The organism is Vibrio sp. 2033 (assembly GCF_033339735.1).
Window position 1 is genome coordinate 75,354 of record NZ_JAWOVC010000007.1, and the last position, 26,339, is coordinate 101,692.

Below are 26,339 nucleotides of genomic sequence, written 5' to 3' on the forward strand. Positions count from 1 at the left end.
GCTCGCATTCAAGCAACGGCCCAACATGAAGCGGCCTTATCAATCAGGAATGTAAACCATGCTAAACAAAATGACGCTTATCGCAGCAGCAACTCTGGCTCTTTACGGCTGTGGCGGAGGTTCGTCTTCTGGCAGTGCGAATCCAAACAAAGTGCCTCAAGAAAGTTTCGACGTCTCGATTCACAACTCCATTTTCGCTCCTGTACCAAACACACAATTGAGCTATTCGTTTAGCTTGGATGGCCAACCAGAAGGCGACATGAAACTGAGCTTCCAAGCGATGGATAGCGAGCAAATATTGGCAGCATTGGCACAAATCCCAAACAGCGAGGCAATGGTCCAGTTGGTTAATGACTTGATGAACTACGGCGCCGAACAGTTCTACTATTCAGACGAGCAGTACAACGACGACGAAGAGAGCAATACGCTTTACTTTGCAGGATCAGATGGTGCACTCCATGAAATCACTGACGCTTATTTCATTGGTCATCAGTTTATTGCCATGCTTATACACAGCGGTCCGATTTTCCGCCTAAACGGTGACGACGTAAAAGAGAAAAGCCCGAATATTGACATCGGTGAAGAAACTATGTCTCTGCAAACCACTCTTACAGGCTACTCAGTTCACAACCTACTAGACCGTTTTGAAGAGCATGAGTGGGTACAAAACCTTCCTATGACAGCATCTTGCCAAGTGGTTTGGCAACAGCAAATCCGAGAAACTGGCGTGCGTAAAGCGTTCTCGATCTCAGGCAAGAAAATTGAAGCGGCATACCTGATGGAAGAGAACATCTACAACCTAAACTGTGATGATATGGACTCAATGGAGTTCGCCACTTCGGCAGAACGTTGGTTTAATCCAAGCTTAGGTCTGATAGAACAAATTGAACTGCTGAAAGTACAACAAGTACAAATCAACGAAGAGAAAGTGCAGCTAACAGCGATTGAAACAAAATAAGCTCGCATTTTTTATAGATATCTCAATAAAAGAAGGCTTTGGGGAGCACACCAAAGCCTTCATCTCGAACATCAATCTTAGGGGTGATGACACCCGAGTTTATTCTTCTATCAATAAAATACGAGTTTCGTAAGGTCGTAACACTTGATGGTTTGACGCGACTGCGATCGCTGAGTTTTGATAGTTAGATAGCAAGTTTTTCGCCTTACTCATATCAAAACGTTTTGGCAGAACGCATTCCACCTCTTCAGCGTAGTAGTTATTGATACACAGCAGCGTTTGCTTATCGTTCTGACGAGCGTAAGCGAAAATACGTTTGTGCTCTGGCAGCAGGTCCTCGTAACGACCATCGGTGATCACTGGAACCTGTTTACGCAGTTCAATCAGACGCTTGTAAAAGTAGAACACCGAGTTTAAATCGGCAACCGCAGCTTCAGCATTGATTTCAGAGTAATTCTGCGCCACTTCAAGCCAAGGCTTGCCCTCAGTAAAGCCCGCGTGTTTTGCACTGTTCCATTGCATTGGTGTACGTGAATTATCACGCGACTTTTGCGCCAAGATCGCCATCATGTCGTCATGAGATACACCATCACGGTTGACCATGATGTCGTACATGTTAGTACTTTCAACATCACGATATTGGCTGATTTCGGTATAATCCGGGTTGGTCATGCCGATCTCTTCCCCCTGGTAAACATAAGGTGTGCCTTGCATCATGTGCACTGATGCCGCAAGCATCTTGGCAGATTCAACACGGTATTGCTCGTCGTTACCTAATCGGCTCACAACGCGTGGCTGGTCGTGGTTACACCAGAACAGCGCCCCCCACCCTTTGCCATTTAAGCCCGTTTGCCAATGATTGAAGATCTGTTTTAACTGAATGAAATCAAACGGCGCTTTGGTCCATTTTTCACCATTTGGATAATCGACTTTCAGATGATGGAAGTTGAACACCATGGATAGCTCTTTGCCGTCTAGCGAAGAATATTGCTGGCAGTGCTCTAGCGTAGTGGAAGACATTTCACCCACCGTCACGCTGCCGTATTTTTGAAACACAGATTCGCTAATCTCTTGAAGGTATTCGTGCACACGTGGACCATCCGTGTAGAAGCGGCGACCATCACCAATATCGTCACTTGGAAAATCTTGCTGCTTGGAAATCAGGTTGATAACGTCGAGACGGAAACCATCCACTCCTTTTTCTGCCCAGAAGCTGATGACTTCTTTCACTTCTTCACGCACTACTGGGTTTTCCCAGTTTAAATCCGCTTGCTCTTTAGCAAAAAGGTGCAAATAGTACTGGCCTGTTTTTTCATCCAGCGCCCAAGCGTTGCCACCAAACTTTGATTGCCAGTTGTTTGGTTCAGCACCATCTACCGGATCTTTCCAGATGTAGTAATCACGGTATGGGCTGTTTTTATCACCCAGTGCGGATTGGAACCACTTGTGTTCTGTCGACGTGTGGTTCACTACAATGTCCATGATGATACGAATACCCAACTGATGCGCTTCTGCTAGCAAAGTATCAAAGTCTTGCATCGTGCCGAACTCAGGGTTGATCGAGTAGTAATCGGAGATGTCATAACCGTTGTCGATCATTGGCGATTGGTAAACCGGCGTCAGCCAAATCGCATCCACACCAAGATGCTTAAGATAATCCAGCTTAGAAATGATCCCTTTGATGTCGCCCGTGCCTTTACTGCCACTGTCACAAAAGCTTTTTGGGTAAATTTGATAGATGGTTGCGGTTTTCCACCAGCTCTCATCATGCTTGGTCATAGCCATTTCTAACACTCACTTACCAGTAATCGGAAACTTAAAATTTGAAAAGAAAAATAGGAGGAGGCAGCCAAGTCACTGCCTCAAATAGAATTACGCGTTTGCAGGCTCAAGCTCACCTTTGGCTTGTGCACGCTTATAAAGAATTAACGTTAATGCAGCAGGTACCAGCATTGCGACTAACATAGCCAAAGCAAAAATGCCCCAGAACTGCGGTTGGATAGACAAGATGCCCGGCAAACCGCCCACACCGATACCGTTCGCCATTACGCCCGCACTACCACAAATAGCAGCAGCACACGCACTACCGATCATCGCGCTCAGCATTGGGAACTTGTATTTCAAGTTGATGCCGTACATCGCCGGTTCAGTCACGCCAAGGTAAGCAGAGATAGCCGCAGGCACTGAGATATCACGCTCGCCGTGTTTTTTACTGATGATAATGATGCCGACGACCGCAGACGCTTGAGCAATGTTTGAAAGTGCAATCAGAGGCCAAATTGGCGTACCGCCTAGCTCTTGCATCAGTTGAAGGTCTACCGCGTTGGTAGTGTGGTGAATACCAGTAATGACCAATGGCGCGTATAGGAAGCCGAAGATGGTTGAGCCAATCATAGCGAAGTCACCCGTCATGGCTGCTTTTGCTGCGAAAGCAACGCCGTCACCCAACATACGACCGAATGGACCAATGATAGAGTGCGCAAGAATCACAGACACAATGATTGAGACAAACGGCACGACCACTAGGTAAAGGTAAGACGGAATGATGCGTTTTAAGTTGGTTTCAATAAACGCCAGTGCCATACCAGCAAGCATTGCTGGAATCACTTGCGCCTGATAGCCCACTTTCTCGATGGCGAATAAGCCAAAGTCCCACACTTCGGGTACTTGCTTACCAATCAGGTAGGCGTTCATCAACTGTGGCGAAACCAATGTTACACCAAGCGTGATACCCAGAATCGGAGTACCGCCGAGCTTTTTCACTGTCGACCAACACACGCCAACTGGTAGGAAGAAGAAGATCGCCTCACCAATCAGCCATAAGAAAGAGTGTACCGTAGCCCAAAACTGGCTGATTTCCGTTAGCGTTTGACCATCAAACATCTTGATGTCGCCAATCACATTACGGAAACCAAGGATCAGACCACCAGTGATGATCGCTGGTAGCAGTGGTACAAAGATTTCTGCAAGGTGGGAAATACCACGCTCAACGATATTCATGTTTTGACGAGCAGCGTTCTTCGCTTCGTCTTTGCTGGCTTCACTTTTACCCGTCAGTCCGATCAGTACCTTGTAAACTTCATCCACTTCAGTACCGATAACCACTTGGAACTGGCCTGCGTTGGTAAAACAGCCCTTCACCATCGGTAATGCTTCTAACTGTTTCGTATCTGCTTTGTCCGTATCATTTAGAACAAAACGCAAGCGAGTTAAACAGTGACTTACACTGGCAATATTGTCCGGCCCCCCGACCAGCTCAATAAGACGCTCCACGTCTTTACGCGCAATCTTACTCATAACTTTGTCCACCCTGTATTGGATACATTCGATTCATCATTTTGTTTTTATAAATGGGAACATTCCCATTTCTTAATTTTAATATTGCCATCCGAAGGCAAAAAACAAAATGGGAACAGTCCCATTAATTGAGAGTGATCACAGTATAATTTTAGAGCAGATCGTTTTAGTGTGGGTCAATAAACGATAGGCTGTTGAGTAAAGTGAACCACTTCCTCATCGCCATTTAATTGATTGATCAGCATGTTAGCGGACTTCTCACCTGCAAGGGTATAACCTGGGTCGACACTAAATACTTTAGGGAAAAGGAAAGAGAGCAATTCATTACCACCAACACCTGTCACAACCACATCTTCACGGCCTAACTCTTGAAGACGCTTAATCACGCCCAACGCGATGGTGTCACTGGCGCACACGATGGCCTGAGTGTCAGATTGAAGGACTTTCTCTACCAACTGATAAGCACTTTCATGGCTCAACTTACCCGTCTGGAAACAAGGTGTAATTTGTTTGCGTTGACACCAAGCTTTATAAGCATTTAAACGAGCTAAGCCAGTGGTTTTGTCTTCAGGGTCAACACCAATATAAGCAATGCGAGATAAAGATTGCTGCTCAAGATGAGACAAAGCCATGTCTATCACACCTTGGTTGTCGTAGTTGATCGAAGAAACCATTTGCGTGTCCATCGCGATCACGACGATACGATTACCCCACTCCGCCAATGCTCGCTCATCACATCCAGTAAAACCAAACACGATCACCCCATCGACGTTGCGACGTTTAAGCACATCCAAATGCTCATTGGTTTTATCGCGATCGAATTGGCTCTCCATGATCACCGCATCATAACCAGCGGAATACAAAGCATTGAGCATGGTACCAACGGCGCGATTTTCTGATGGTGAGTCTAAACGGGAGATGATAACCCCAATGACTTTTTGGCTGCCACCACGCATCGACTGCGCCGACTTTGATGGGACGTAGCCTGATTCACGAATGATTTGCTCTACCTTCTCACGCGTTTGCGGTTTTACCTTGGGATCATTGGTAAGCACACGGCTTACTGTTGATTTGCCCACGCCTGCCAATTTTGCGATATCAAGAATGGTGAGTTTTTTGCTCATAAGTGTTCAGACTAAAAGAAGGAATCAAACAAAAGGGAAGCAGTGGCTTCCCTTATCTCAGTCAGTAATTAAGATTACTTGTTTAAGTACGCAGGCACATCTGCAATGCTATCTAATACTACCGTTGCAATAGCTTCGCCCTGTTCCGTTACTGGCTTACCAGTGCGAACCAAAATCTTAGTGCCAACGCCTGCCGCTTCTGCTGCCATCATGTCTTCAGCTTTATCGCCGATCATCACAGATTTCTCCATGTCGATCTTCAAGAAGTCACGCGCAGAAATGAACATGCCTGGTTTTGGCTTACGGCACTCACAATCTTGCTTGTACTCGCCAATGCCATGTTCTGGATGATGTGGACAGTAATAGATACCATCGAACTCAACACCATTATCAGCAAAGTTCCAATCCATCCATTGAGTCAGAGACAAGAAACGGTCTTCACTGAATTTACCGCGTGCGATGCCCGATTGATTCGTCACTAACACTAGAAGGTAGCCTTTATCTTTTAGCGCTTTCGTCGCTTCAAAAACACCATCAATGTACTCAAAATCATGTTCGTCATGAACGTAGCCGTGGTCAACGTTTATCACGCCATCACGATCGATAAAAACAGCAGGTTTTGCCAAAACGTATTTCTCTATTAACTCGGTTTAATCAGATTATTACATACCTTATAAACTTCAACACTATCTAATTCATTCTTGGCCTCGACAAAACGGTTGATTTGTTGGGCAAGAATCGGTAAATCTGAGGGTGCCCTGCCGTCTACCTCCTGCTTGTTATCTATACATCTTCGTTTCAAAACAGAACATCCATACATTTAGACGTCTAGACGTAAAAATATCTATTGACTTCATTCTGCTTAACCCATAGCATCAACTGAAAATTGAGATAAAGCTCAACATTAAGTTCTGTCAAAGGCCGTTTTTGACAGCGAAGTTCCCCGTATCTTTGGGCAGGTTGAAACATGATAGAAATAAAAAACGTCAATAAAGTGTTCTACCAAGGCAGTAAGGAAATCCTTGCCCTGAAAGACATTAACTTACACATCGACAAAGGCACTATCTTTGGTGTTATCGGTTCATCAGGTGCTGGTAAAAGTACGCTGATCCGCTGTGTCAACATGTTAGAAGCGCCGACCTCTGGTTCCATCATCGTTGATGGTGTAGATCTAACCAAACTCAGCAAAAAACAACTAGTCGAAACACGCCGTAACATTGGCATGATCTTCCAGCACTTTAACCTGCTTTCGTCTCGTACTGTGTTTGATAATGTAGCACTGCCACTAGAACTGGCAGGTAAAGACAAATCGCAAATCACAACAAAAGTAACTGAGTTGCTAAAGCTTGTGGGCTTAGCCGACAAACACGAGAGCTACCCATCTAACTTAAGTGGCGGACAAAAACAGCGTGTGGCAATTGCTCGTGCATTGGCATCCGATCCTAGCGTGCTGCTTTGTGATGAGGCCACTAGTGCGCTAGACCCGGCAACAACTCAATCTATCCTTGAGTTATTGAAAGAGATCAACCGCAAACTCAACATCACGATTTTACTTATCACTCACGAAATGGAAGTCGTAAAAAGTATCTGTCACGAAGTAGCAATCATCGGTGGTGGTGAGCTGGTGGAAAAAGGCACCGTTGGCGATATTTTTGCGCACCCTAAGACAGAGCTAGCGCACCAATTCATTCGCTCAACGCTGGATCTTTCCATTCCTGAAGATTACCAAGCACGTCTGCAAGCAGAGCGTGTTGATGGCAGCTACCCGTTGGTTCGCTTAGAGTTTACTGGCGCAACCGTCGATGCACCGTTAATGTCGCAAATTTCTCGTAAATACAATATTGATGTGAGTATTTTGAGTTCCGACCTTGATTACGCTGGTGGCGTGAAATTCGGCATGATGGTCGCAGAGCTATTTGGTAACGAAGAAGATGACAACGCAGCGCTTGAATACCTGCGTAAGCACAACGTAAAAGTAGAGGTACTTGGTTATGTCCTTTAATACGATTTCTGAATGGCTGAGTTTAAACAGCAAACTACTTTTAGGTGCAACGTGGGAAACGCTTTACATGGTTGCGGTTGCCGGATTAGTCGGCTTTGCCGTGGGTATTCCATTAGGCGTAATCCTCCATATTACGAAGAAAGGCGGCCTACTTGAAAACACCAAACTAAATAGCAGCTTAGGCGCTGTCGTTAACATTGGTCGTTCTGTGCCATTCCTCGTCCTGATGGTTGCGATTATTCCAGTGACAAAAATGCTAGTTGGAACCTTTATCGGTACAACCGCAGCAATCGTCCCACTGACTATTGGTGCCATTCCGTTTGTTGCACGTCTTATTGAAGGTGCTTTGTTAGAGGTACCAACAGGCTTGGTGGAAGCAGCGCAGTCAATGGGGGCGACACCAACACAGATCATCACAAAAGTTCTACTACCTGAAGCAATGCCGACTATTGTTAACTCAGTAACGATTACCTTGGTCACTCTCGTTAGCTACTCAGCTATGGCGGGTACGGTAGGCGGCGGCGGCCTAGGTGACGTAGCCATTCGTTACGGTTTCCACCGCTACGATGTAACTATCATGGCCGTGACTGTCGTGATGTTGATTGTTCTAGTACAGATTATTCAGTCTATCGGCGACGCAGTGGTGCGCCGTGTAGATCACAGATAAGCATCAAAAATACAAATTATAAGGAGATAAAGATGAAATTTAGCCTTAAAGGCCTTTTGACTGTAGCAACGGCCGCCTCTGCTCTTGCTCTAGCGGGTTGCGGCGACAAAGAAGTAGACGTAAACAAAGTAAAAGTTGGCGTTATTGCTGGTGCTGAAGCACAAGTAGCCGAAGTTGCCGCTAAAGTAGCAAAAGAGAAATACAACCTAGATGTTGAGCTAGTAACATTTACCGATTACGTAACACCAAACGCCGCTCTGGATGATGGTTCAGTAGACGCGAATGCGTTCCAGCACAAACCATACCTAGACCAACAAGTGAAAGACCGCGGCTACAAACTGGCTATCGCGGGTAACTCATTCGTTTACCCTATTGCTGGTTACTCAAAGCAAGTAAAATCAATTGATGAAATTCAAGATGGCGCACGCATCGCAGTACCAAACGACCCAACGAACCTAGGTCGCTCACTACTGCTTCTTGAGCAACAAGGTTTGATTACGCTACGTGATGGCGTTGGTCTACTCGCTACAGTACGTGACATCGTAGGCAACCCTAAAAATATCGAAATCATTGAACTAGAAGCCCCACAGCTTCCACGTTCACTGGATGACGTAACGCTATCTATCATCAACACCACTTACGCAAGCTCTATCGACCTATCGCCAGAGCGTGACGGCGTGTTCGTTGAAGATAAAGACTCACCATACGTAAACCTAATTGTCGCTCGCGAAGAAAATGTTAATGCGCAAAACGTACAAAACTTCGTAAAAGCTTACCAAACGGAAGAAGTTTACGAAGCGGCAAAAGAGCTGTTCAAAGGCGGTGTTGTGAAAGGTTGGTAATCCCACTTTTCAAAACATGACTGAAAACAACGTTCTAAACATAAACGTTCTAAACACAAAAGGGCTGATGTGAAAACATCAGCCCTTTCTATTTGTCTATCTACCCATTTAAGTAGCTTCAATTCGCTACTTAAGATGGTCCCAAGAGATATTCGACACGATTCGGCAGTCATCACACTTAAAATGAAATATGTCATGTAGTGGCTCATCGAGTAGCCACTCGCCATCGCATTTTGGACACTTGCGCGCTTTCTCGCTCTCCAGCGACTGACCACCGACACGATACTGGTAATAGTACGTAGGGATCTTCGTGATGTATTCGATACGGCCACGTAAGTCCCAACCTCGGCGAAACAGCACACTATCCACATCGCAAATTTCGTGCAGCGCCGCATGTTCCGCTCGGCAACCCCCTGCCATTTGGATTTCATCACACGCTTGCCACTCAGTCTGCCACTTAATGACGGCTTTATGGTCTCCATTAAGTGTTGGCTCATTACGATACAAAGGAATTGGCAACAGGGTTTCACCACTTCGCAAAGGCGAACACGTATGAACATAAGTCGTGTACAACACTTGCCAGCTAGGTGTCTCTTCTTCGGCTGCTTGTTCTGAATTCAAATCACGCCCCAGCATACGCATTTTCGGAGCAAGCAAAGACGCATCCGACAAACGGTTCATGCACACTTTGACGAAATCTGAGTGATAACGTGGATGCAAGCTGTCTTGTTCTGGGCAAACAACACGAACGAAAAATTCACCTTCTCCCATCACTATCGGAAATTCACGACCTAATACTTGGCCGTTGTAACGCAGAGCATCCATCAAGCCATTAATGGCTTTGTCTACCGCGCTGACGGTGGTGTTATCAAAACACTCAAACTGCAACTCAACAACATACATACTTAGACGGCAGCCTCTAACTTATTCAAGAACTCAACCAATGAATCTGCCAATACATCACGTTTAGAGGTGCCCAAACGCTCTAGAATCACATTGCCAGTGAGGTTACAAATAGAAATCACATCCATTTCCTCATCTGTCGCTGCGATAAATACTGTTGGTTTAAGTTTCAAGCGGCGCTGCGTCACCAAATGACCAAGAATATTTTCTTGTAGACGCACGAAATCGTCATCGCTCCAGACTTGCAGCAGCGTCAACGAATTACCTTGCCAAGTTGCCTCCATATCAGCGCAGTATTGAGAACCATAAAAGGCTTTAACATCATCTTGCAGTGACAACTCAATCGCATTTTCCACATTGGTGAAATCGGCCATTTCATCACGTGCGACCGCTTTCCAAAGCACCTTTCCATCACGCTTCTCTTCGACACAAGGAGAAACAAGCTCTGCAAGCTCTTCACTGCTTGGCAACTCATTGTGCTTAGCTTGCCAAGCTTGTTGGTAGCGCAGGCTGAACTCTTGTAGCGCCTGAGTAACGTTTGGGGTCATGAAGGTCTCCTCATTCCTTATTTATCAGATAGCCGTACTTGCCGGATGGCAATTGACCAGCGGATTCAGTAAAATTCTCGCCATTCTAATCGAAAACGACCACAAAGTATGAGCAAATATTCTGACGCTAAAGAGCTTGCTGGCCTAACACTAGGTAAAACGACCGAGTATGCGAACCAGTATGACCCAAGCTTGCTGCAACCAGTCCCTCGCAGCCTGAACCGAGATGACCTCCAGTTAGGCGATACTCTGCCTTTCATGGGGCACGACATTTGGACGCTGTACGAACTGTCTTGGTTAAATAGTAAAGGTTTACCACAAGTGGCCGTTGGCGAAGTATACATTCCAGCCACCAGCGCAAACTTGATTGAATCGAAGTCTTTCAAACTGTACTTAAACAGCTATAACCAAACCCGCTTTGCAAGCTGGGAAGAAGTGACTGAGCGTTTAACACAAGACCTTTCTGAATGCGCAGGTGAAAAGGTGCTGGTTGAGGTGAATCCAGTGACCCACTATACCAATCAACCTATCGTAACAATGGACGGTGAATGTATTGATGACCAAGACATTAACATCACCAGTTACGATTTCGATGCCGATTTGCTTGAAGGTGCAGCAGGTGAAGTACAAGTTGAAGAGGTGCTACATAGCCACCTATTGAAATCAAACTGTTTGATCACTAACCAACCTGACTGGGGCAGTGTAGAAATTCGCTACCAAGGCGCAAAAATAGATCGTGAGAAGCTGTTACGTTACTTAGTGTCTTTCCGCGAGCACAATGAGTTCCACGAGCAGTGTGTAGAGCGTATTTTTACGGATCTAATGAAATACTGCCAACCTAGCAAACTGACCGTATTTGCCCGCTATACGCGCCGTGGAGGCTTGGATATCAACCCTTACCGCTCAACGGAACAAGATAAGCCAGCTCACAATCACCGTATGGCTCGTCAGTAAGCGCATAGGCAACAGAAATAAGTTCGGCAATCTAAAGGGTTGCCGGACGTTTTTATTGTCCAGGCATGTTACTATATCAAATGGCTTCAACCCGCATTTAAACGGCTAATTGAGGCTTTTCGCCGTTATCGCCATATCTAAAAACAGTTCGAGGGAACGAAAGGATGTTTTGGGACAGTTCGCGTCTATTCAAGTTGATTGGCTTTCTTTGCTTACTGTGTGTACAGCCGCTTCATGCAACCATTTTATCGTCCGCGTTACTCAACGAAGCACAACAATTGGCGGAAATAGAGCCATCACAAGCAAAACAAGCGGCAACCAACTATTTATCACAGCGTGAGCTAACAGAACGCAAAGAGAGTGACAGCCCGTCAGCCATGTCTCGCGACGAAACAGATCGTAGCGTTCGCACACCAAGCAGCACCATCGAAGCGCACAAGATTATCGCTCAGGCAGATTACGCCATGGGTAATGTTCGTTCGGCTATCGAGCACCTAAATAAAGCGGAACGCTTAGCGCAAGAATATCAATTGCCGTACATGGACTTAGATCTCCAGCTGATGCGCAACCAAATGATTTGGATGTACGACGAAAACTACTCAAAAGCGGAAGACACGCTTAACCAAATTGAACAACAGCTCGATGAAGCCGATGCCGTATTACAACGCACCGACAGCGTTCGCTACCGACTAGTGATGCAAAGAGCACTCCTCGCTTCACATAGTGGCGATATCATTAAAGCGGAAAACTTGTACTCTGAAGCAAAGACCATGCTTGACGATAGCCGCTCTGAGTTAGCCTTGATCGACTACTACACAGCCGTCGGCGAGTTTTACCTCAATAGCAAGAAATACAATTTGGCTTTGTCAGAACTGCTATACGGTTATTGGCAATCTATTGAAAGTAACAGTGGTGCAAGATTAGCAAAAGTGAATCGCCTTTTGGCTAGGCTCTTCCAGGAGCGACGAGTGTACGACAAAGCGATCGAATACTTATCTCAAGCCGCAGATTTTTATGACTCTTACCCTAGCTCTCCGATCCTAGCGGACGTCCTAGAGCAAATGGGCGACATCTACTTTTATCAGGGTAAGTTTAACCTTGCGTTAGTGCATTACTTCAACGTGCTTGACCATGAAAGTACCAGTAAGAACATCAATAGAATCATTAAAATTCGCTTAAGCTTGGCGGCTACCTACCTACAACTCTATAACTACGCGCTAGCAGAGCAGTACTTAGACCGCTCTAAAGAGCTTTTAGAATACACCAATATTCCTAAGCTTGAAGCAAAGGCTGCCCTGCTTCAGTCAGGTCTGGCTTATCATCAAAATGACAGTAAAGACGTCATTACTAATGCTAAGCTGGCGTTAGCGCTTGCTGAAAAGTCACCTGAAAATAACAACTTCATTAAGCAGCAGTCATACCGTTTACTTGGGTTGGGTTACGAGCAGGCAGGCGAATACAAACTTTCTCTGCAAGCTTATAAAAAATACACCAACCTCGTTCGTCTAGAACAAAAGCAGCTTAACCAAATCAGTGAGGATGCGTTCCGTCAGCAAAAAGAATTTGCCGAACAAACCATCCATTACATCGGTCAATCAGAACGCTTAGAGCAAGTGGAAAGAGAGCATCGTAAATTCCAGAAAATCTCATTTGCATTGTTTATTACTGTCTTGGTCATGTTTTTGTTCATTATGCGCCGTGGGGTCATTATGCAGCGCCAAGCAAGTGAAATCGAAAAACTGCGTAACGACCTCTTCACCCACTCTCGCTCTCGTTTACGTAACTTGCGTATGCTGAATGTTAAGCTTTCTCGCTCATTGAAAAAGTCGAGCGAAACTTTCGAGCAATGGCAAATGGGTGAATTGATCCACGAACCACTTAATGATCGCCTACGCTTTGTTATGATCGATTTGCCATTCTTACGAAGCATGTACGTCCATAACGGCTATAAGGCAGGTCTAGAACTAGAACGGGCATTTGGCGACTTCCTTGCGGAAAAAATAGAAAAACCGTCGCGTCTTTACCATTTCTCAGATGCGAACTTACTCTATATAGAACCGAACGCTGACCGTGATGCTTCTGCCGAAGTCATGTTCGAAAAATTCCAGACTTGGGTGGATGAGTTCGCTCAGCAGCACAACGTCAATCGTATTATTCGTATGGGCATCAGTGATTATCCGTTCTTACCCCGAGCCTACACTGCAATTAACGATGAGGAATTACTCGATCTGTTGTTGCTTGCGACTCACATCGCACGAGAAGTCAGCTTGAAGGATAAGCAAAGCCACTGGGTGTTCTTAAAAGCCATCGATAATGCGCCTGCTGCTAGCTTTGCAACAGGTAACATAAGAACTGCCTGTCAACATGCCATTAGCCAAGGCCTGATCAAGATCCATTCGTCCTACAAGAATGAGGACGACATCAAGAAAATATTAAAAAATGGATAATTAAACGCCTGTTGAACGTAATAACTAATGACGCTATAAAGTTTTTTGTTATTATCAGATAATTGTCAGTAGTACATGGACTTAACCGTAGTCACTTCATGGGAATCTTGGAATCCGATATTCAGTCGCAGCTGCATCAGCTGAGTTGTCAACTTGACCAACTCAGACTGACTCATCGTGATACTTCACTCAAATTCAAACGTGAACAACAAGTTCTTAAACGCGTTGTGGCATCATTGTCTTCAGCTTGCCAGGGTTCGAATACTCAGGTATCCAACTACCTATTTGAAATCCAACAAGAGCTGCAACATCAAAAAGATATCAGCACTCTTATCCCGCGTTTAGCGGTATTAGAGAGGATGCTCAAACAGCAGTCGAAGACGATGGATAAACAAAACGGTTACCTTGACGAACAAATCAAGCACAGTGGTGAAACACTGCAACGTGTCACGGGCTTACCTGCGCAGTTAAAACGTGAACTACGGAACCTGATGAGTTTCTCTGAAGTTCACGCCAGCAATAAAGCTGATCAAGCCACTAAGCTACTGAGTATTTACGAACGCGCTCTGAAAATCATCACGTCTAATTCACGTCTACATCTTAGTGAATTTGAAAACAATCCCGACAGATCTCAGCTTGAGTGCTTAGCCAGCGACCTCCAACATACTATTACAGAGCTGGATTTCGAGGGAGAATCAGGCGATAGATTGCTGGATATTCGCGCTAAGTTGCTCCTTGGCGTGAGTGCCGAGTCTCTCATTGAGCTTACGCTCTCAACGCTGAAATTGGTTGTCGAAGCAACAAAGTTCGAGCGCGAGGCGTCTAGCCAATTCCTTGATCAGCTGAACACTTCTCTCGCAAGTAACCTAAAAACCGTTCATCAGAACGTCGACCAGCATCATACCTACTTTGAACACCGCCAAGAGCTCAACACAGAAATGAACAGCTTGGTTGAATTAAGCCAAAAGTCACTTAATCAAGCTCAAGATATCGCGGTTGTGAAAAAAGAAATCACGCCTCTTCTCGAAAAAATGGCGTCGCTGACAGAGCGACTGAAAATGACGGAAGAGCGAGAGCAAGCGCTGCAAGAGCGGTTAAGTTACAGTAAGAACCAACTCGAAGCGGTATTTGAAACTACGCAAGATTATCGTCGACGCTTAGATGACCAAGCTCAGCGTATGTTGCTCGACCCGCTGACTAAAGTTTATAACCGCACTGCATTTAACGATCGACTAGAGCTAGAGTATCGCCGTTGGATTCGCTCTCAGCAAAACCTTCGTGTTGTGCTATTTGATGTAGACAACTTCAAAGCGGTGAATGATAGCTATGGTTATACGGCTGGCGATAAAGCGCTGAAGATCATCGCTCGTACTATTAACAAGCGCGTATCAGAAACGGAAACAGTAGCTCGCTTTGGTGGCGAGGAGTTTATTCTACTCGTCCCGGAACAATCTGAAGAATACACACTGGATCTGATTAAGCATATCCAGCGTGATATTAGCCAATTACCCTTTAAGTTCCGTGAGCAAAATATCATGATTACCTTAGCTGCTGTATCGACGTCTTTCAAAGAGTCCGATACGCCAGAGTATGTGCTCGATCGTCTTGGCAAGATGCTTGCGGACGCTAAAAAACGTGGAACAAACCAGCTTAACTGGAGCTAAGATTCGTACAAAAAGCGAGCAAACAAACCAAATTTGGTGCAATCTACGCTTTATAACCACCCATTTTCAACGAGTTATCACATTTCTTCCCTTTTAGTCTGCTAAGCTGTAAAAACCCAAGTCACTTCAAGATGATGTATTTATAAAAGGCAAATGTATCATCTTGAGGTTGCTTGGGAGTTGATAACCATAAAACCAAATCGGCCAACTACCTTTCATCAAACCATACGTATAACACCAAAAAGGTAAGTTGGTACTTTCCCTCAAATTAATGCAACACAAGGAGGCGTTATGATTACCCATATAAGCCCCGCTGGTAGCATGGACTTGCTATCTCAACTAGAAGTAGAGCGCTTAAAGAACACAGCCTCGAGTGAACTTTATCAGCTGTACCGTAATTGCACATTAGCGGTGTTGAACTCCGGTAGCCATACCGATAACTCGAAAGAACTGCTCGATAAATACCAATCGTTTGATGTCAACGTCGTGCGTCGTGAGCGTGGTATTAAGCTTGAGCTGACTAATCCGCCAGAGCACGCTTTTGTTGACGGCGAAATAATTAAAGGTATCCAAGAGCATCTGTTCTCCGTATTGCGTGATATCGTTTACGTAAACATGCATTTGGCAGACGCCCAACGGCTCAACCTTACTAACCCAATTCACATTACGAACCTCGTGTTCGGCATTCTTCGTAATGCCAGAGCATTAACTCCAGGTATCGCACCGAATCTTGTCGTATGTTGGGGTGGTCACTCTATCAATGGAGTGGAGTATCAGTACACACGTGAAGTGGGTAACGAACTGGGCCTGCGTGAACTTAACATCTGTACAGGTTGCGGCCCTGGCGCAATGGAAGGGCCGATGAAAGGTGCAGCAATTGGGCACGCAAAGCAACGTTATACTCAGCAACGTTATCTTGGTTTAACCGAACCCTCGATTATTGCGGCCGAGCCACCAAACCCAATAGTAAATGAACTGGTCATCATGCCCGACATCGAAAAGCGCTTGGAAGCTTTCGTCCGTATGGCTCATGGTATCGTTATTTTCCCAGGAGGCCCGGGCACAGCGGAAGAGCTACTGTACATTCTTGGCATCATGATGCACCCGGATAACGCCGATCAACCAATGCCTATCGTATTAACAGGACCAAAAGAGAGTGAAGAGTACTTCCGCTCTATTGATGAGTTCATTCGCGACACACTTGGTGAGGAAGGGCAAAAGCACTACGAGATCATCATTGACGACCCGGCAGAAGTCGCTCGTATTATGAAACGCTCCATGGACTCGGTACGCCTTCACCGAAAAGAGAAAGGCGATGCGTACAGCTTTAACTGGTCATTGAAAATTGAGCCAAACTTCCAACTGCCATTCGAGCCTACTCATGAGTCGATGGAACAATTGGATTTAAGCCTAGATCAAGAACCGCAAGTTTTAGCGGCCAACTTGCGTCAAGCCTTCTCTGGCATAGTGGCAGGTAACGTAAAGGCTGAAGGCATTCGAGAAATAGAACGTAGAGGGCCTTTCACCATTCATGGCGACGCAGTCCTCATGAAAAAACTCGATAAGTTGCTAAAAGACTTTGTCGAACAGCACCGAATGAAATTACCTGGCGGTTCAGACTACGAACCGTGTTATCGAATCGCTCACCCGGAAATTGGTGGTCGATAGTCAGGCTAGCATTCGTTACACTAGGGGCATTACGCCCCTTTTTTATTGCTAAGTCATTATGTCTATTCATCTTGTTATCATTGATGCCCTAAACCTGATCCGCCGAGTGCACTCAGCACAACCAGATCCAACCGACATAGCAAGAACCATAACCACAACGCAAAGAACCCTCACTCGCATTCTGTCAGAGGCCAACCCGACACACATCATCGCAGTTTTTGATCACCACGAACAAGACAGAGGTTGGCGCGCTGAAATTCTCCCTGACTATAAGCAAAACCGAAAACCAATGCCTCAGCCACTACTGCAAGGGTTAGATGCGATTCAACAAGCGTGGTGGGAGCAAGGTATTGATTCATTGCTTTCTGAAGGCGATGAAGCAGATGATTTGGTTGCTACACTCGCAACGAAAGTGGCCAGCCATGGTGAAAAAGTCACCATCGTTTCCACAGACAAAGGTTACTGCCAGCTACTTTCCCCTACCCTACAAATCCGTGATTATTTCCAACACCGTTGGTTAGATGAACCATTTATCGAAAAAGAGTTCGGCGTAAAACCAAATCAACTAGCGGACTACTGGGGATTGACAGGGATAAGCTCTAGCCAGGTTCCGGGCGTACCTGGAATTGGCCCGAAAGCAGCGAAAGAGATTCTCACTCAGTTTGAGAGTATTGAAGCTGCCTACGCTAGTGAAGACCTCGTACCGAAATACCGTAAAAAATTGGACGAGCACATTGAGTCTGCTCGTTTATGTAAACGCGTCGCCGCTTTAAAGTGCGATATCGAACTAGGCTTTAACTTGCAAGATATTCGCTTTTTAGGGCCAAACAAAGCGAAGTAGTGCCCGATGGTAGTTTCACACCATGAAACCCTCAGATATTAAAAAAGCGCCATTTGAAGGCGCTTTTTCTATTCTAATCACTATTCCCAAAAGACTCGGGGAATAAAGTTAGTAAGGTGAAATATTCGACAGACATTGGATATGAATCGTGATCTCTTCACGATCATGATACAAATGTTTAGCTTGTAGCTTGAACTTTACCTTATTATCAATGAGGAACTGCTTCAGATTTTCAAGGTCTTGCAGGACTTCGTCATAACGCCCCTTCATTGGCAGCTTAAGGTTAAAGATAGCCTCTTTTGCCCAACCTTTTAACAGCCACTGTCCCATTAGGTGAGCAACACGAGCTGGCTTTTCCACCATGTCACAAACAATCCATGTTACGTTCTTGCGGTCTGGTTCGAACTTAAAACCATCCACCATATGGTGCTTGATCTGGCCAGTTTCCATTAAACTGTCTGCCATCATGCCGTTATCAACACAGTGAACGAACATTGAGCGCTTCACTAATTGGTACGTCCAACCGCCTGGACATGCACCTAAATCCACACCCCACATACCTGGTGCCAAACGCTCATCCCACTCTTCACGTGGAATAAAGACATGAAATGCTTCTTCCAGTTTAAGTGTTGAACGACTTGGAGCGTCTGCTGGAAATTTAAGGCGAGGGATACCCATGAAGAACTGTGAGTTGTTGTCAGTGTAAGAGTAACCAACGTAACAGTGGCCAGGCTCAACAAAGCAAATGTGCAGTACTGGTTTTTTCGCGTTATCTTTGTTCAGCATTAAGCCTTTGCCGCGCAACGCTTGACGCATTGGGACGGTAAACTTACGGCAGAATTTCAGTAGCTCTTTCGCTTCATTTGTATCTGGCGTTTCAATTCTTAAATCACCACAACGAGGGAATGCTTCAATGTCTGCTAGTTCATTCAAAATTGGACTAATGCGGTCATCACTTGGCAACGATTGAAACTCAGCTGCTACCGCAAACATTTGTCGAGCAAAAATTAAAGACTTAAAGTCTAAACCTCTCGCAAGTTTGTCGGCATCTCCATCTTGGTAACACTCGAAGACAACATAACCTGAGTTTCTCTTCACACGAGGGAAGCCATACACTTCCAACTGTGTCGCTTTGTCCTGAATTTCACCAGCACACTCTTTCTCAAAGCCAGAACGGCAATAGAGCATTAGTTGTTTCACTTGGAGACCTCTTTGATATTGAACGCAGCTAAAAAGAACAGACACCAACCAATCATGAACAGCAACCCTCCTACAGGAGTAATTGGCCCAAACCACTTAATGCCCGTCAGCGCCAGCGCGTAAAGACTGCCGCTAAAACAAAAGATGCCGATAATAAAGCAAATCGCCGCAATGAAAAAATATTTTTGTGCTTTTTGTCCCAAATTGAGCAGAAGCAGAATGGCACAAAACACAATCGCCAACGTGTGAATAAATTGATACAGAACTCCGGTCTCAAATACACCGAGCAAATAAGGGGCCAGTGTCGCTTTTAGCCCATGAGCAGCAAATGCTCCAAGAGCGACCGAAAGCAGCCCAGACAAACCAGAGAATGAGAGTAACCACTTACTTTTCACTGTACACCTCTTTTATAAACGCCGCTAACTGCTCTATCGCGAGTGCAATGTTACCCACTTCAGTATGACCTGAGATCTTGCGCGGTTTGAAGCTGTGGTCACCATCAGGTAAAAAGCTCACCGTTACTTGTGACGAAAGGACGAAATCATCGAATTCCTCACGCTTACCAAAGGTGTCTCGTTCCCCTTGCAGAATCAGCGTAGGTTTCTCAATGGTTGCTAAGTGTTCGCCTTTGTATTTCTCTGGCTTTCCCGGCGGGTGAAATGGAAACCCTAAACAGGCAATGCCCGCCACCAGCTCATTTTCAGCCAACAAGCTCGACATACGACCGCCCATTGACTTACCACCAATAACCACGGGAGAAGAAGTAAAGTGAGCGATCACTTCGCTGTATGCTTCGAGCAACTTTGGCGCGCGATCGGGCGGACGCTTTTTGCCATCTTCCGAACGTTTCACCATGTAAGGGAAATTAAAACGCACTACACGAATACCTTGCTCCACTAATCCTTTGGCGACCGCTGTCATGAAGTCATGCTCCATCCCCGCACCTGCGCCGTGAGCAAAAATAAACAGCGGTCCGTTTTCAGGCCCCTCAGCTATCCAGTGATTCATCCAATACTTCCTCTTGTTCTTTTCTCGCGGTTGCTAACATCCAATCTCTAAACGTTGCGATTCGGCCCATATCTGCCTGCTGTTCATGACACACCACATAAAATGCATTCTTAGATATCAACACCTCGTCGAATGGTGCAATGAGTCGTCCGGCTTCCATTTCAGGTTTGGCGAGTACGTTGTTACCGAGCGCGACCCCCTGACCGTGTGCAGCAGCCTGTAGCACCATCGTTGAGTGACTAAAAATAGGACCGTGGTTTACGTTGATGCCTTCAATGTTGTAATGACGAGCAAACTGCTTCCAGTCTTTACGCGAAGTATCGTGTAACAAAGTATGTAATTTGAGGTCACTTAAAGATTCTAATGGTTTGTTACCCAAAAGTAATGAAGGTGAACAAAGTGGGATCAAAAACTCTTGGTACAATTTATCTGCTCGCAAACCTGGCCAGTTCCCACGGCCATAGTAGATCGCCACATCAACATCATCAGTCAGTGAGCCTTCATCCATATCTACGGCTTTAATACGTACATCGATATCGGGCTCTTGAGCATTAAAATCGGCCAAACGAGGTACAAGCCATTGGATAGCAAAACTCGGCGGTAGGCTAATCGTCAATGCCCCTTTTTCGCTACGTTCCAACACCTTATCTGTCGCTTCCGCAATCGAGGTGAAAATATCTTTGATATCGAGAAAGTAACTTTGGCCTTCTTCTGTTAACAACAAAGAACGATTACGTCGACGGAAGAGCTTCAATGATAAGAACTCTTCAAGCGCTTTAATCTGGTGACTGACCGCGGCTTGAGTAACAAATAACTCTTCTGCTGCTCGTGTAAAACTGAGATGACGAGCAGCCGCTTCGAAGACTCGAAGCGAATTTAATGGAGGCAATCTGCGAGACATATGGGACCTCTAATAGGATTAGTTTTTTTAATCTGAAACATTATAAAATGTCCGTTGTCGAACAGCCAGATAAATTCTATATTTCACCCCGCAACACGGGCCTGAACGGCTTGATTTCTTTGGAAATCAATTGGCTTCGTTGTTGCGATGTTGTGTTTGCAAACTCGTATTTCGAGTTAGGTAGATTTCTACCATAATGTTTTGTCCACACTCCCTGTGACAAAACATATACTTCCTGTATTTATTTTTGACCTGTCTGTCAAATTTGTTACACCGCCTAAATTAGGCGGTGTTTTTTTATCTATCAAAAATCTCATCCGCATATCTGGCAGCAATATCACTTTATTACTCTTCTTTCGGATTAATTATCGTTATATCAACACAAAGTGTATGGCTTTGCGATAAGCCTCAACATTATGCTAAGTAATGGTTGTCTGTAACGCGATCAAAAACAAAAAAGGCGCAAATTGATGTCTCAATTTGCGCCTTTTAACGTATTTTAACAGTCAGCTATGGACGGTAAACTTTTACGTTGCTGAAGCCTTGCTCTTGCAAGTAAAGCGCTTGCAGACGGCTCATCACACCGCGGTCACAGTAAAGTAGGTATGTCTTAGACTGGTCTAAGTCACCAAACTGTGTACCCAGCTTGTAGAAAGGGATATGTTTCACATCCACACCTTCGATTTCAAGTGGGTTATCGTCTTCCTCTTCAGGACTACGAATATCTAGCACAACCGCGTGCTCTTCTACCGCTTGAACTTGCTCTACTTCTGGTGCGGCTTGCTCAGACTCTTTCGCGATATCACGAATGTCCATCATGCGAGCTTCTTGAACCACTTGCTCAAGGATACTGAAGTCGAATTTCTCTTCTTCAGCTTCTAGCTTGCCTTTCACCGCTTTCACGGTTGGCTTCTTAGAGATAACACCACAGTATTCTGGCATTGTCTTCGCGAAATCTTCTGTGCCGATTTCACGTGCTAGATTGATGATGTCTTCTTTATCCCAGTTGATAAGCGGACGCAGAATCAGCGTGTCTGTTACGTTATCGATGTGGCGTAGATTGGTTAGCGTTTGGCTCGATACTTGACCTAGCGCTTCACCTGTTACCAATGCTTCGATCTTCATCTTCTGAGCGATCATGCCTGCTGCACGCATGAACATACGCTTCAAGATCACGCCCATTTGGCCGTCATCGACTTTCTCTAGGATTTCCGCAACCACAGGCTCGAAATCAACTGAGATAAAACGTACTTTTGCTGAAGAACCGTATTTGTTCCATAGGTAGTGAGAAACCTGCTTAACGCCGATTTCGTGTGCTGGACCACCCAAGTTAAAGAAGCAGTAATGTACTTTTGAACCACGCTTGATATGAAGATAGCTTGAAACACCAGAATCGAAACCACCCGAGATCAGGCTTAACACGTCTTCTTGCGTACCCAGAGGGAAACCACCTAGGCCTTTATGACGAGACAATACTTGGTTTAGCTTGTCGTTCGAGACTTCTACCTTGATCGTCACGTCTGGGTTTCGTAGCTTAACACTAGCGCTTTCAATCGCTTGATTTAAACCACCGCCTACATAACGCTCTAGTTCAATAGAGGTAAAGTCATGCTTGCCACGACGCTTCGCACGTACAACAAAGGTTTTATTTTCGAGTGCAGCACGGTTGAGTTCTAGCACTTGCTCGAAGATATCGTGCAAGTCTTTAAATTCAGTTTGCTTCACTTCCAGTACGTGGTGAATGCCTGGTGTATGAGTCAAAACCTCAAGAACTTCAGCGTGGAATTCGTTACTCTCAGAGGTCACTTCAATGTGATCACGACGGTTAAATACCGCGACAGACTCCGTGCGGCTCTTAATGATGTTACGAATGTTGCACTCTAAAATCTTTGTGAAGCGCTTACGCACAGATTCACTTTTTACAAAAATTTCTGGATGGGGCTTTACAATAAATTTCATAGTCTAATTCGCAGGTTAGTTTCGCAATCAACAAAGAGTGACACTCAACTTCAATACTTCATACGCAGTAAAACCGCGTTTCAGTCACAAAAAGTAGTCTGAGCTCACTTTTAAGGCGCAAGATTATACACCCAAGCGGATTGGAAAAACAAAAAAAGCGAGCAATCTGCTCGCTTTCTTATCTCTTTACTGACTTAAAACTAAAGCCTAGTTATTGAATTACCGGCACTTCTTCACTGTAGAGAGGCTCGCCTTGCATAATGCTGATTTCAACCCGTCGGTTAAGCGCGCGATTTTCATCAGAATCATTCGGTAACAAGGGCTCCGTATCCGCCATACCCCGCACTCTCAAACGTTGATGAGAGAAGCCTCTCACTTTCTCCATCTCTTGCGCGACTGATACTGCACGCTGAGAAGAGAGATCCCAGTTAGAACGATAAAGTTCCGAGTCTAGCGGTCGATTGTCTGTATGGCCAGATACTCGAACAATGCCTGGCACGTCTTTTACTAGCTCTGCAATCTGACGAACTAAAGGACGAAACTTAGGCTGCAAGAAGGCCGAACCTTCTGGGAATGCACCTTTTTCACGCATACGTATAACAATCTGCTGACCGAGGTTTTCAACTTCAATGGCGCCTTGTTCAATCTCTCGCTCTAAGGCTTTCTTGATGCTTTCCATCAAGGTTTCCATCTCTTGCGACATCTCTTTAGATTGCTGTTGCTGCATGTCCGCTTCGGCAGATTCATTGTTTTGAGTTGACGTTTCTGGCGATTGCCCACCCGTTAACTTGCCTTCATCACGTTTTGTGCCACCAGCTCGATCAGACTCCCCTTCATGAAATTCGAGCGTCTGCTGAGTGATGTCCATGGTTTGCTGCATGATGACATCAATCGGAGTTGGTTCCGGCCGACCCGGTCGAAACTCTTGGGCAATAATGCTAGTACCTTTAGGAATGTCTTTCACTTCAAGCTGATTTTGCACACCGAAGGCAAATTTCATTGATCCTGCAATTTGTTTGAACTTCAGTACATCCATCTCAGAAAACGAGAGCAGAAGAACAAAGAAACACATCAGTAGCGACATCAAATCTGCGAATGTCCCCATCCATAACGGGAGGCCAGGTGGCGGACAATCGCATTTGTTATCTTCATCATCCATCACGACTCTCCAAGTTACTCGTCAATCTCAAGGGCACGTTTACCTTCATTGAGGTAGTTCTTCAAGTAACTATCGATCACTCGCGGGTTTTGGCCATCTTGAATCGCTAATACGCCATCCATGATCAAACGGCGATTTAGCGTTTCTTGGTCACGGCGAAGAGAAAGCTTATCCGCAATAGGGAAAAACACCATATTGGACAGGATCGCGCCATACAATGTGGTCAAGAGTGCAACGGCCATTGCTGGTCCAATCGCTTTAGGGTCATCCATGTTTGAAAGCATCGCAACAAGACCAACCAAGGTGCCAATCATTCCCATTGCAGGAGCAACGTCGCCAAAGGCGCGAAATACACCAGTACCTTGCGTATGTCGTTCATCCGTAAGCGCGATGTCTTTTTTGAGTGCCGCTCTCACAACGTCGGCATCATGGCCATCAACCAGTAGATCAATGCCTTTCTGCATGAATGTGTTGTTTATTTCCATCTCTTCAAGAGCAAGAAAACCACCTTTACGCGCCGCATCGGCCATTTCCACAATTTTTGCGATCAGGTCTTCGGGTTCATCCGCTTTAAACATGAAAGCTTTGCCTGCAATCTTTGTCGCACCAAAAAACTGTCCCATTGTGAACTTCATCAACACGACGAATATTGAGCCACCAACGACAATAAGGATCGACGTGACATCGACAAACATGCCGATGCTGCCACCAAGCACCATCGCCATAATGACGAATGCAAAACCACCAATCAAACCTAATAGGGTTGCTAAATCCACAAAGCACTCCTCACGCTATACTCAAATACTGCCATTGGGCGGATTATTACCTGTATCGACAACTCGCGCAGAATTTTTAGAAAAATCTTAGCTAATGGATCACAAATTACACCTAACAACCTCAACCAAAATATGGGGTTTCACCGCTTAGACTCGTTGAACGCTAATTTTGTGACAATTATATAAGGTTAAATTTGACCAAGTTACTAGGCTAAGGTAACTTTCGTGCATCTTACCCGAGGCTTGATTAAGGCAGAAAAAAGATGGCGGTCAAGAAACCAGAAAACATGACCTTTGAAGCAACCATTGAAGAGCTTGATAGCTTGGTTGATCAATTAGAAAATGGCGATCTTGCTCTAGATGATGCCCTGCGTAAGTTTGAACGAGGCATTGCCTTAGCTCGTGCAGGCCAAACTAAATTAAGCGACGCCGAACAGCGCGTGAGCATTCTTCTTAATGAAGATGATGAAGCACCACTGAGTGACTTCAAACCAGATTCAGAATAACAATCAGTAGTGAGCAATGTGATGCAACAGACATTGACGTCTTTTCAACAAAGAAACAATCAGCAATTGAATTTGTGGCTCGATCAGCTTCCATATCAAGAGCAGCCATTGATTCAAGCAATGAAATACGGCCTTTTGCTAGGTGGAAAACGCGTTCGCCCTTTTCTTGTTTACATCACAGGTCAAATGCTCGGCTGTAAACCTGAAGACTTAGACACCCCCGCCGCTGCTATCGAATGTATACATGCCTACTCACTCATTCATGATGATCTGCCAGCCATGGACGATGATGAACTGCGTCGAGGTCAACCAACTTGTCATATTAAGTTTGATGAAGCAACCGCAATACTGACAGGTGACGCACTACAAACTCTTGCCTTCACTATTATTGCTGATGGTCAATTAAGCCCGGCGGCTGAAGCTCAACGCATCAGCATGATCAAAGCCTTAGCGCATTCCTCTGGTGCCAGCGGCATGTGTGTAGGGCAAGCCTTAGATTTAGGCGCGGAAAATCGCCAAGTTTCTCTTGAAGAAATGGAAGAGATACACCGTAAAAAAACCGGAGCTCTGATTGATTGTGCGGTAAAATTAGGTGCATTAGCTGCTGGTGAGAAAGGTATCGAGGTTCTACCTCACTTGGAGCGCTACTCAAAAGCAATTGGTTTGGCGTTTCAGGTTCAAGACGATATTCTTGATATCATCAGTGACACAGAAACACTGGGTAAGCCTCAAGGTTCCGACCAAGGTCTGAATAAGAGCACTTATCCTTCCCTGCTGGGTTTAGAGGGAGCCATAGAGAAAGCTCACACTCTGTTACAGGAAGCACTTCAAGCATTGGAAGCTATCCCATACAATACTCAGTTACTCGAAGAGTTCGCCCGATATGTCATCGAGCGCAAAAATTAACACTATAAG

24 protein-coding genes are annotated in these 26,339 nt (G+C 45.3%); 11 read left to right on the forward strand and 13 right to left on the reverse strand.

All coding sequences use genetic code 11. The annotated features are described in order from the left end of the window. Positions 1 to 58 precede the first annotated feature (58 nt). A complete protein-coding gene (locus tag R7P74_RS11660) occupies positions 59 to 958 on the forward strand; it encodes a hypothetical protein (protein ID WP_318122859.1) in 900 nt (299 codons plus the stop codon). 99 nt (positions 959 to 1,057) lie between these two features. Here the strand turns inward: R7P74_RS11660 and treC are convergent, their stop codons facing one another. The 4 genes from treC to gmhB form a co-directional block, all read right to left on the reverse strand. After that, complete coding sequence (treC, locus tag R7P74_RS11665; protein WP_318122860.1) at positions 1,058 to 2,743, reverse strand: alpha,alpha-phosphotrehalase; 1,686 nt, start codon at positions 2,741 to 2,743, stop codon at positions 1,058 to 1,060. Between the two features lie 87 nt (positions 2,744 to 2,830). Continuing rightward, positions 2,831 to 4,255 (reverse strand): PTS trehalose transporter subunit IIBC, encoded by a 1,425-nt coding sequence (gene treB, locus R7P74_RS11670; RefSeq protein ID WP_005381959.1) that lies wholly within the window; start codon positions 4,253 to 4,255, stop codon positions 2,831 to 2,833. A gap of 176 nt (positions 4,256 to 4,431) precedes the next feature. Further along, positions 4,432 to 5,379, reverse strand: coding sequence for a trehalose operon repressor TreR (treR, locus tag R7P74_RS11675; protein ID WP_318122861.1), 948 nt, complete (start codon positions 5,377 to 5,379; stop codon positions 4,432 to 4,434). 74 nt (positions 5,380 to 5,453) lie between these two features. After that, positions 5,454 to 6,005: a D-glycero-beta-D-manno-heptose 1,7-bisphosphate 7-phosphatase gene (gene gmhB, locus R7P74_RS11680; protein WP_005381961.1), complete on the reverse strand. Its 552-nt coding sequence runs from the start codon at positions 6,003 to 6,005 to the stop codon at positions 5,454 to 5,456. Positions 6,006 to 6,346: 341 nt separating this feature from the next. Between gmhB and metN the strand changes: the two genes are divergently transcribed. Genes metN through R7P74_RS11695 form a run of 3 tightly spaced genes read left to right on the forward strand, consistent with a single transcriptional unit; the run spans position 6,347 to position 8,890 of the window. Continuing rightward, entirely contained in the window at positions 6,347 to 7,381 is a 1,035-nt protein-coding gene (gene metN / locus R7P74_RS11685; RefSeq protein ID WP_005381962.1) for a methionine ABC transporter ATP-binding protein MetN, read from the forward strand. After that, positions 7,371 to 8,048 carry a methionine ABC transporter permease gene (locus tag R7P74_RS11690; RefSeq protein ID WP_005391355.1) on the forward strand — a complete coding sequence of 226 codons (678 nt, stop codon included), beginning with the start codon at positions 7,371 to 7,373 and terminating at the stop codon, positions 8,046 to 8,048. Before metN ends, R7P74_RS11690 begins: the two co-directional genes overlap by 11 nt. A gap of 32 nt (positions 8,049 to 8,080) precedes the next feature. After that, positions 8,081 to 8,890, forward strand: a complete 810-nt coding sequence (locus R7P74_RS11695; protein WP_005381966.1) for a MetQ/NlpA family lipoprotein — start codon at positions 8,081 to 8,083, stop codon at positions 8,888 to 8,890. Between the two features lie 126 nt (positions 8,891 to 9,016). Here R7P74_RS11695 and R7P74_RS11700 read toward each other — a convergent pair whose 3' ends face one another. Beyond that, positions 9,017 to 9,793: a Zn-ribbon-containing protein gene (locus R7P74_RS11700; protein ID WP_005383605.1), complete on the reverse strand. Its 777-nt coding sequence runs from the start codon at positions 9,791 to 9,793 to the stop codon at positions 9,017 to 9,019. 2 nt (positions 9,794 to 9,795) lie between these two features. Beyond that, positions 9,796 to 10,341, reverse strand: a complete 546-nt coding sequence (syd, locus tag R7P74_RS11705; protein WP_025768899.1) for a SecY-interacting protein — start codon at positions 10,339 to 10,341, stop codon at positions 9,796 to 9,798. Positions 10,342 to 10,449: 108 nt separating this feature from the next. On the opposite strand from syd, the gene queF reads away from it, so the two are divergent. The 5 genes from queF (at position 10,450) to xni (ending at position 17,915) form a co-directional block, all read left to right on the forward strand. Next, positions 10,450 to 11,295, forward strand: a complete 846-nt coding sequence (gene queF / locus R7P74_RS11710) for an NADPH-dependent 7-cyano-7-deazaguanine reductase QueF (RefSeq protein ID WP_005383608.1) — start codon at positions 10,450 to 10,452, stop codon at positions 11,293 to 11,295. Positions 11,296 to 11,459: 164 nt separating this feature from the next. Then, positions 11,460 to 13,742 carry a tetratricopeptide repeat protein gene (locus R7P74_RS11715; protein ID WP_213912396.1) on the forward strand — a complete coding sequence of 761 codons (2,283 nt, stop codon included), beginning with the start codon at positions 11,460 to 11,462 and terminating at the stop codon, positions 13,740 to 13,742. A gap of 98 nt (positions 13,743 to 13,840) precedes the next feature. After that, positions 13,841 to 15,406 carry a GGDEF domain-containing protein gene (locus tag R7P74_RS11720; protein ID WP_005381978.1) on the forward strand — a complete coding sequence of 522 codons (1,566 nt, stop codon included), beginning with the start codon at positions 13,841 to 13,843 and terminating at the stop codon, positions 15,404 to 15,406. A 291-nt stretch (positions 15,407 to 15,697) separates the two neighbouring features. Continuing rightward, positions 15,698 to 17,074 (forward strand): nucleotide 5'-monophosphate nucleosidase PpnN, encoded by a 1,377-nt coding sequence (gene ppnN / locus R7P74_RS11725; RefSeq protein WP_005383611.1) that lies wholly within the window; start codon positions 15,698 to 15,700, stop codon positions 17,072 to 17,074. Between the two features lie 58 nt (positions 17,075 to 17,132). Next, the gene (gene xni, locus R7P74_RS11730; RefSeq protein ID WP_025768895.1) at positions 17,133 to 17,915 is read left to right on the forward strand and encodes a flap endonuclease Xni; all 783 of its coding nucleotides are present in this window, start codon (positions 17,133 to 17,135) and stop codon (positions 17,913 to 17,915) included. A gap of 108 nt (positions 17,916 to 18,023) precedes the next feature. Here the strand turns inward: xni and rlmM are convergent, their stop codons facing one another. The 7 genes from rlmM to pomA all read right to left on the reverse strand — a co-directional run bounded on the left by rlmM (position 18,024) and on the right by pomA (position 24,918). Next, positions 18,024 to 19,115, reverse strand: a complete 1,092-nt coding sequence (gene rlmM, locus R7P74_RS11735; RefSeq protein WP_017820611.1) for a 23S rRNA (cytidine(2498)-2'-O)-methyltransferase RlmM — start codon at positions 19,113 to 19,115, stop codon at positions 18,024 to 18,026. After that, on the reverse strand, positions 19,112 to 19,510 hold the full coding sequence (locus R7P74_RS11740) for a DUF423 domain-containing protein (RefSeq protein ID WP_318122862.1): 399 nt from the start codon (positions 19,508 to 19,510) through the stop codon (positions 19,112 to 19,114). The genes rlmM and R7P74_RS11740 overlap by 4 nt, the downstream gene beginning before the upstream one ends. After that, positions 19,500 to 20,123 carry an alpha/beta fold hydrolase gene (locus tag R7P74_RS11745; protein WP_005383614.1) on the reverse strand — a complete coding sequence of 208 codons (624 nt, stop codon included), beginning with the start codon at positions 20,121 to 20,123 and terminating at the stop codon, positions 19,500 to 19,502. The genes R7P74_RS11740 and R7P74_RS11745 overlap by 11 nt, the downstream gene beginning before the upstream one ends. Then, on the reverse strand, positions 20,104 to 21,024 hold the full coding sequence (locus tag R7P74_RS11750) for a transcriptional regulator GcvA (RefSeq protein WP_005383616.1): 921 nt from the start codon (positions 21,022 to 21,024) through the stop codon (positions 20,104 to 20,106). Before R7P74_RS11750 ends, R7P74_RS11745 begins: the two co-directional genes overlap by 20 nt. 510 nt (positions 21,025 to 21,534) lie before the next feature. After that, complete coding sequence (gene thiI, locus R7P74_RS11755) at positions 21,535 to 22,983, reverse strand: tRNA uracil 4-sulfurtransferase ThiI (RefSeq protein WP_005383617.1); 1,449 nt, start codon at positions 22,981 to 22,983, stop codon at positions 21,535 to 21,537. A 211-nt stretch (positions 22,984 to 23,194) separates the two neighbouring features. After that, positions 23,195 to 24,142, reverse strand: coding sequence for a flagellar motor protein MotB (locus tag R7P74_RS11760; RefSeq protein ID WP_042521210.1), 948 nt, complete (start codon positions 24,140 to 24,142; stop codon positions 23,195 to 23,197). Between the two features lie 14 nt (positions 24,143 to 24,156). Next, a complete protein-coding gene (pomA, locus tag R7P74_RS11765; protein WP_005381564.1) occupies positions 24,157 to 24,918 on the reverse strand; it encodes a flagellar motor protein PomA in 762 nt (253 codons plus the stop codon). Positions 24,919 to 25,181: 263 nt separating this feature from the next. On the opposite strand from pomA, the gene xseB reads away from it, so the two are divergent. Together xseB and ispA are read left to right on the forward strand one after the other, a co-directional pair. Further along, a complete protein-coding gene (xseB, locus tag R7P74_RS11770) occupies positions 25,182 to 25,424 on the forward strand; it encodes an exodeoxyribonuclease VII small subunit (protein ID WP_017635682.1) in 243 nt (80 codons plus the stop codon). Positions 25,425 to 25,445: 21 nt separating this feature from the next. After that, positions 25,446 to 26,330, forward strand: a complete 885-nt coding sequence (gene ispA, locus R7P74_RS11775) for a (2E,6E)-farnesyl diphosphate synthase (protein WP_033905843.1) — start codon at positions 25,446 to 25,448, stop codon at positions 26,328 to 26,330. The last annotated feature ends 9 nt before the right edge of the window (positions 26,331 to 26,339 follow it).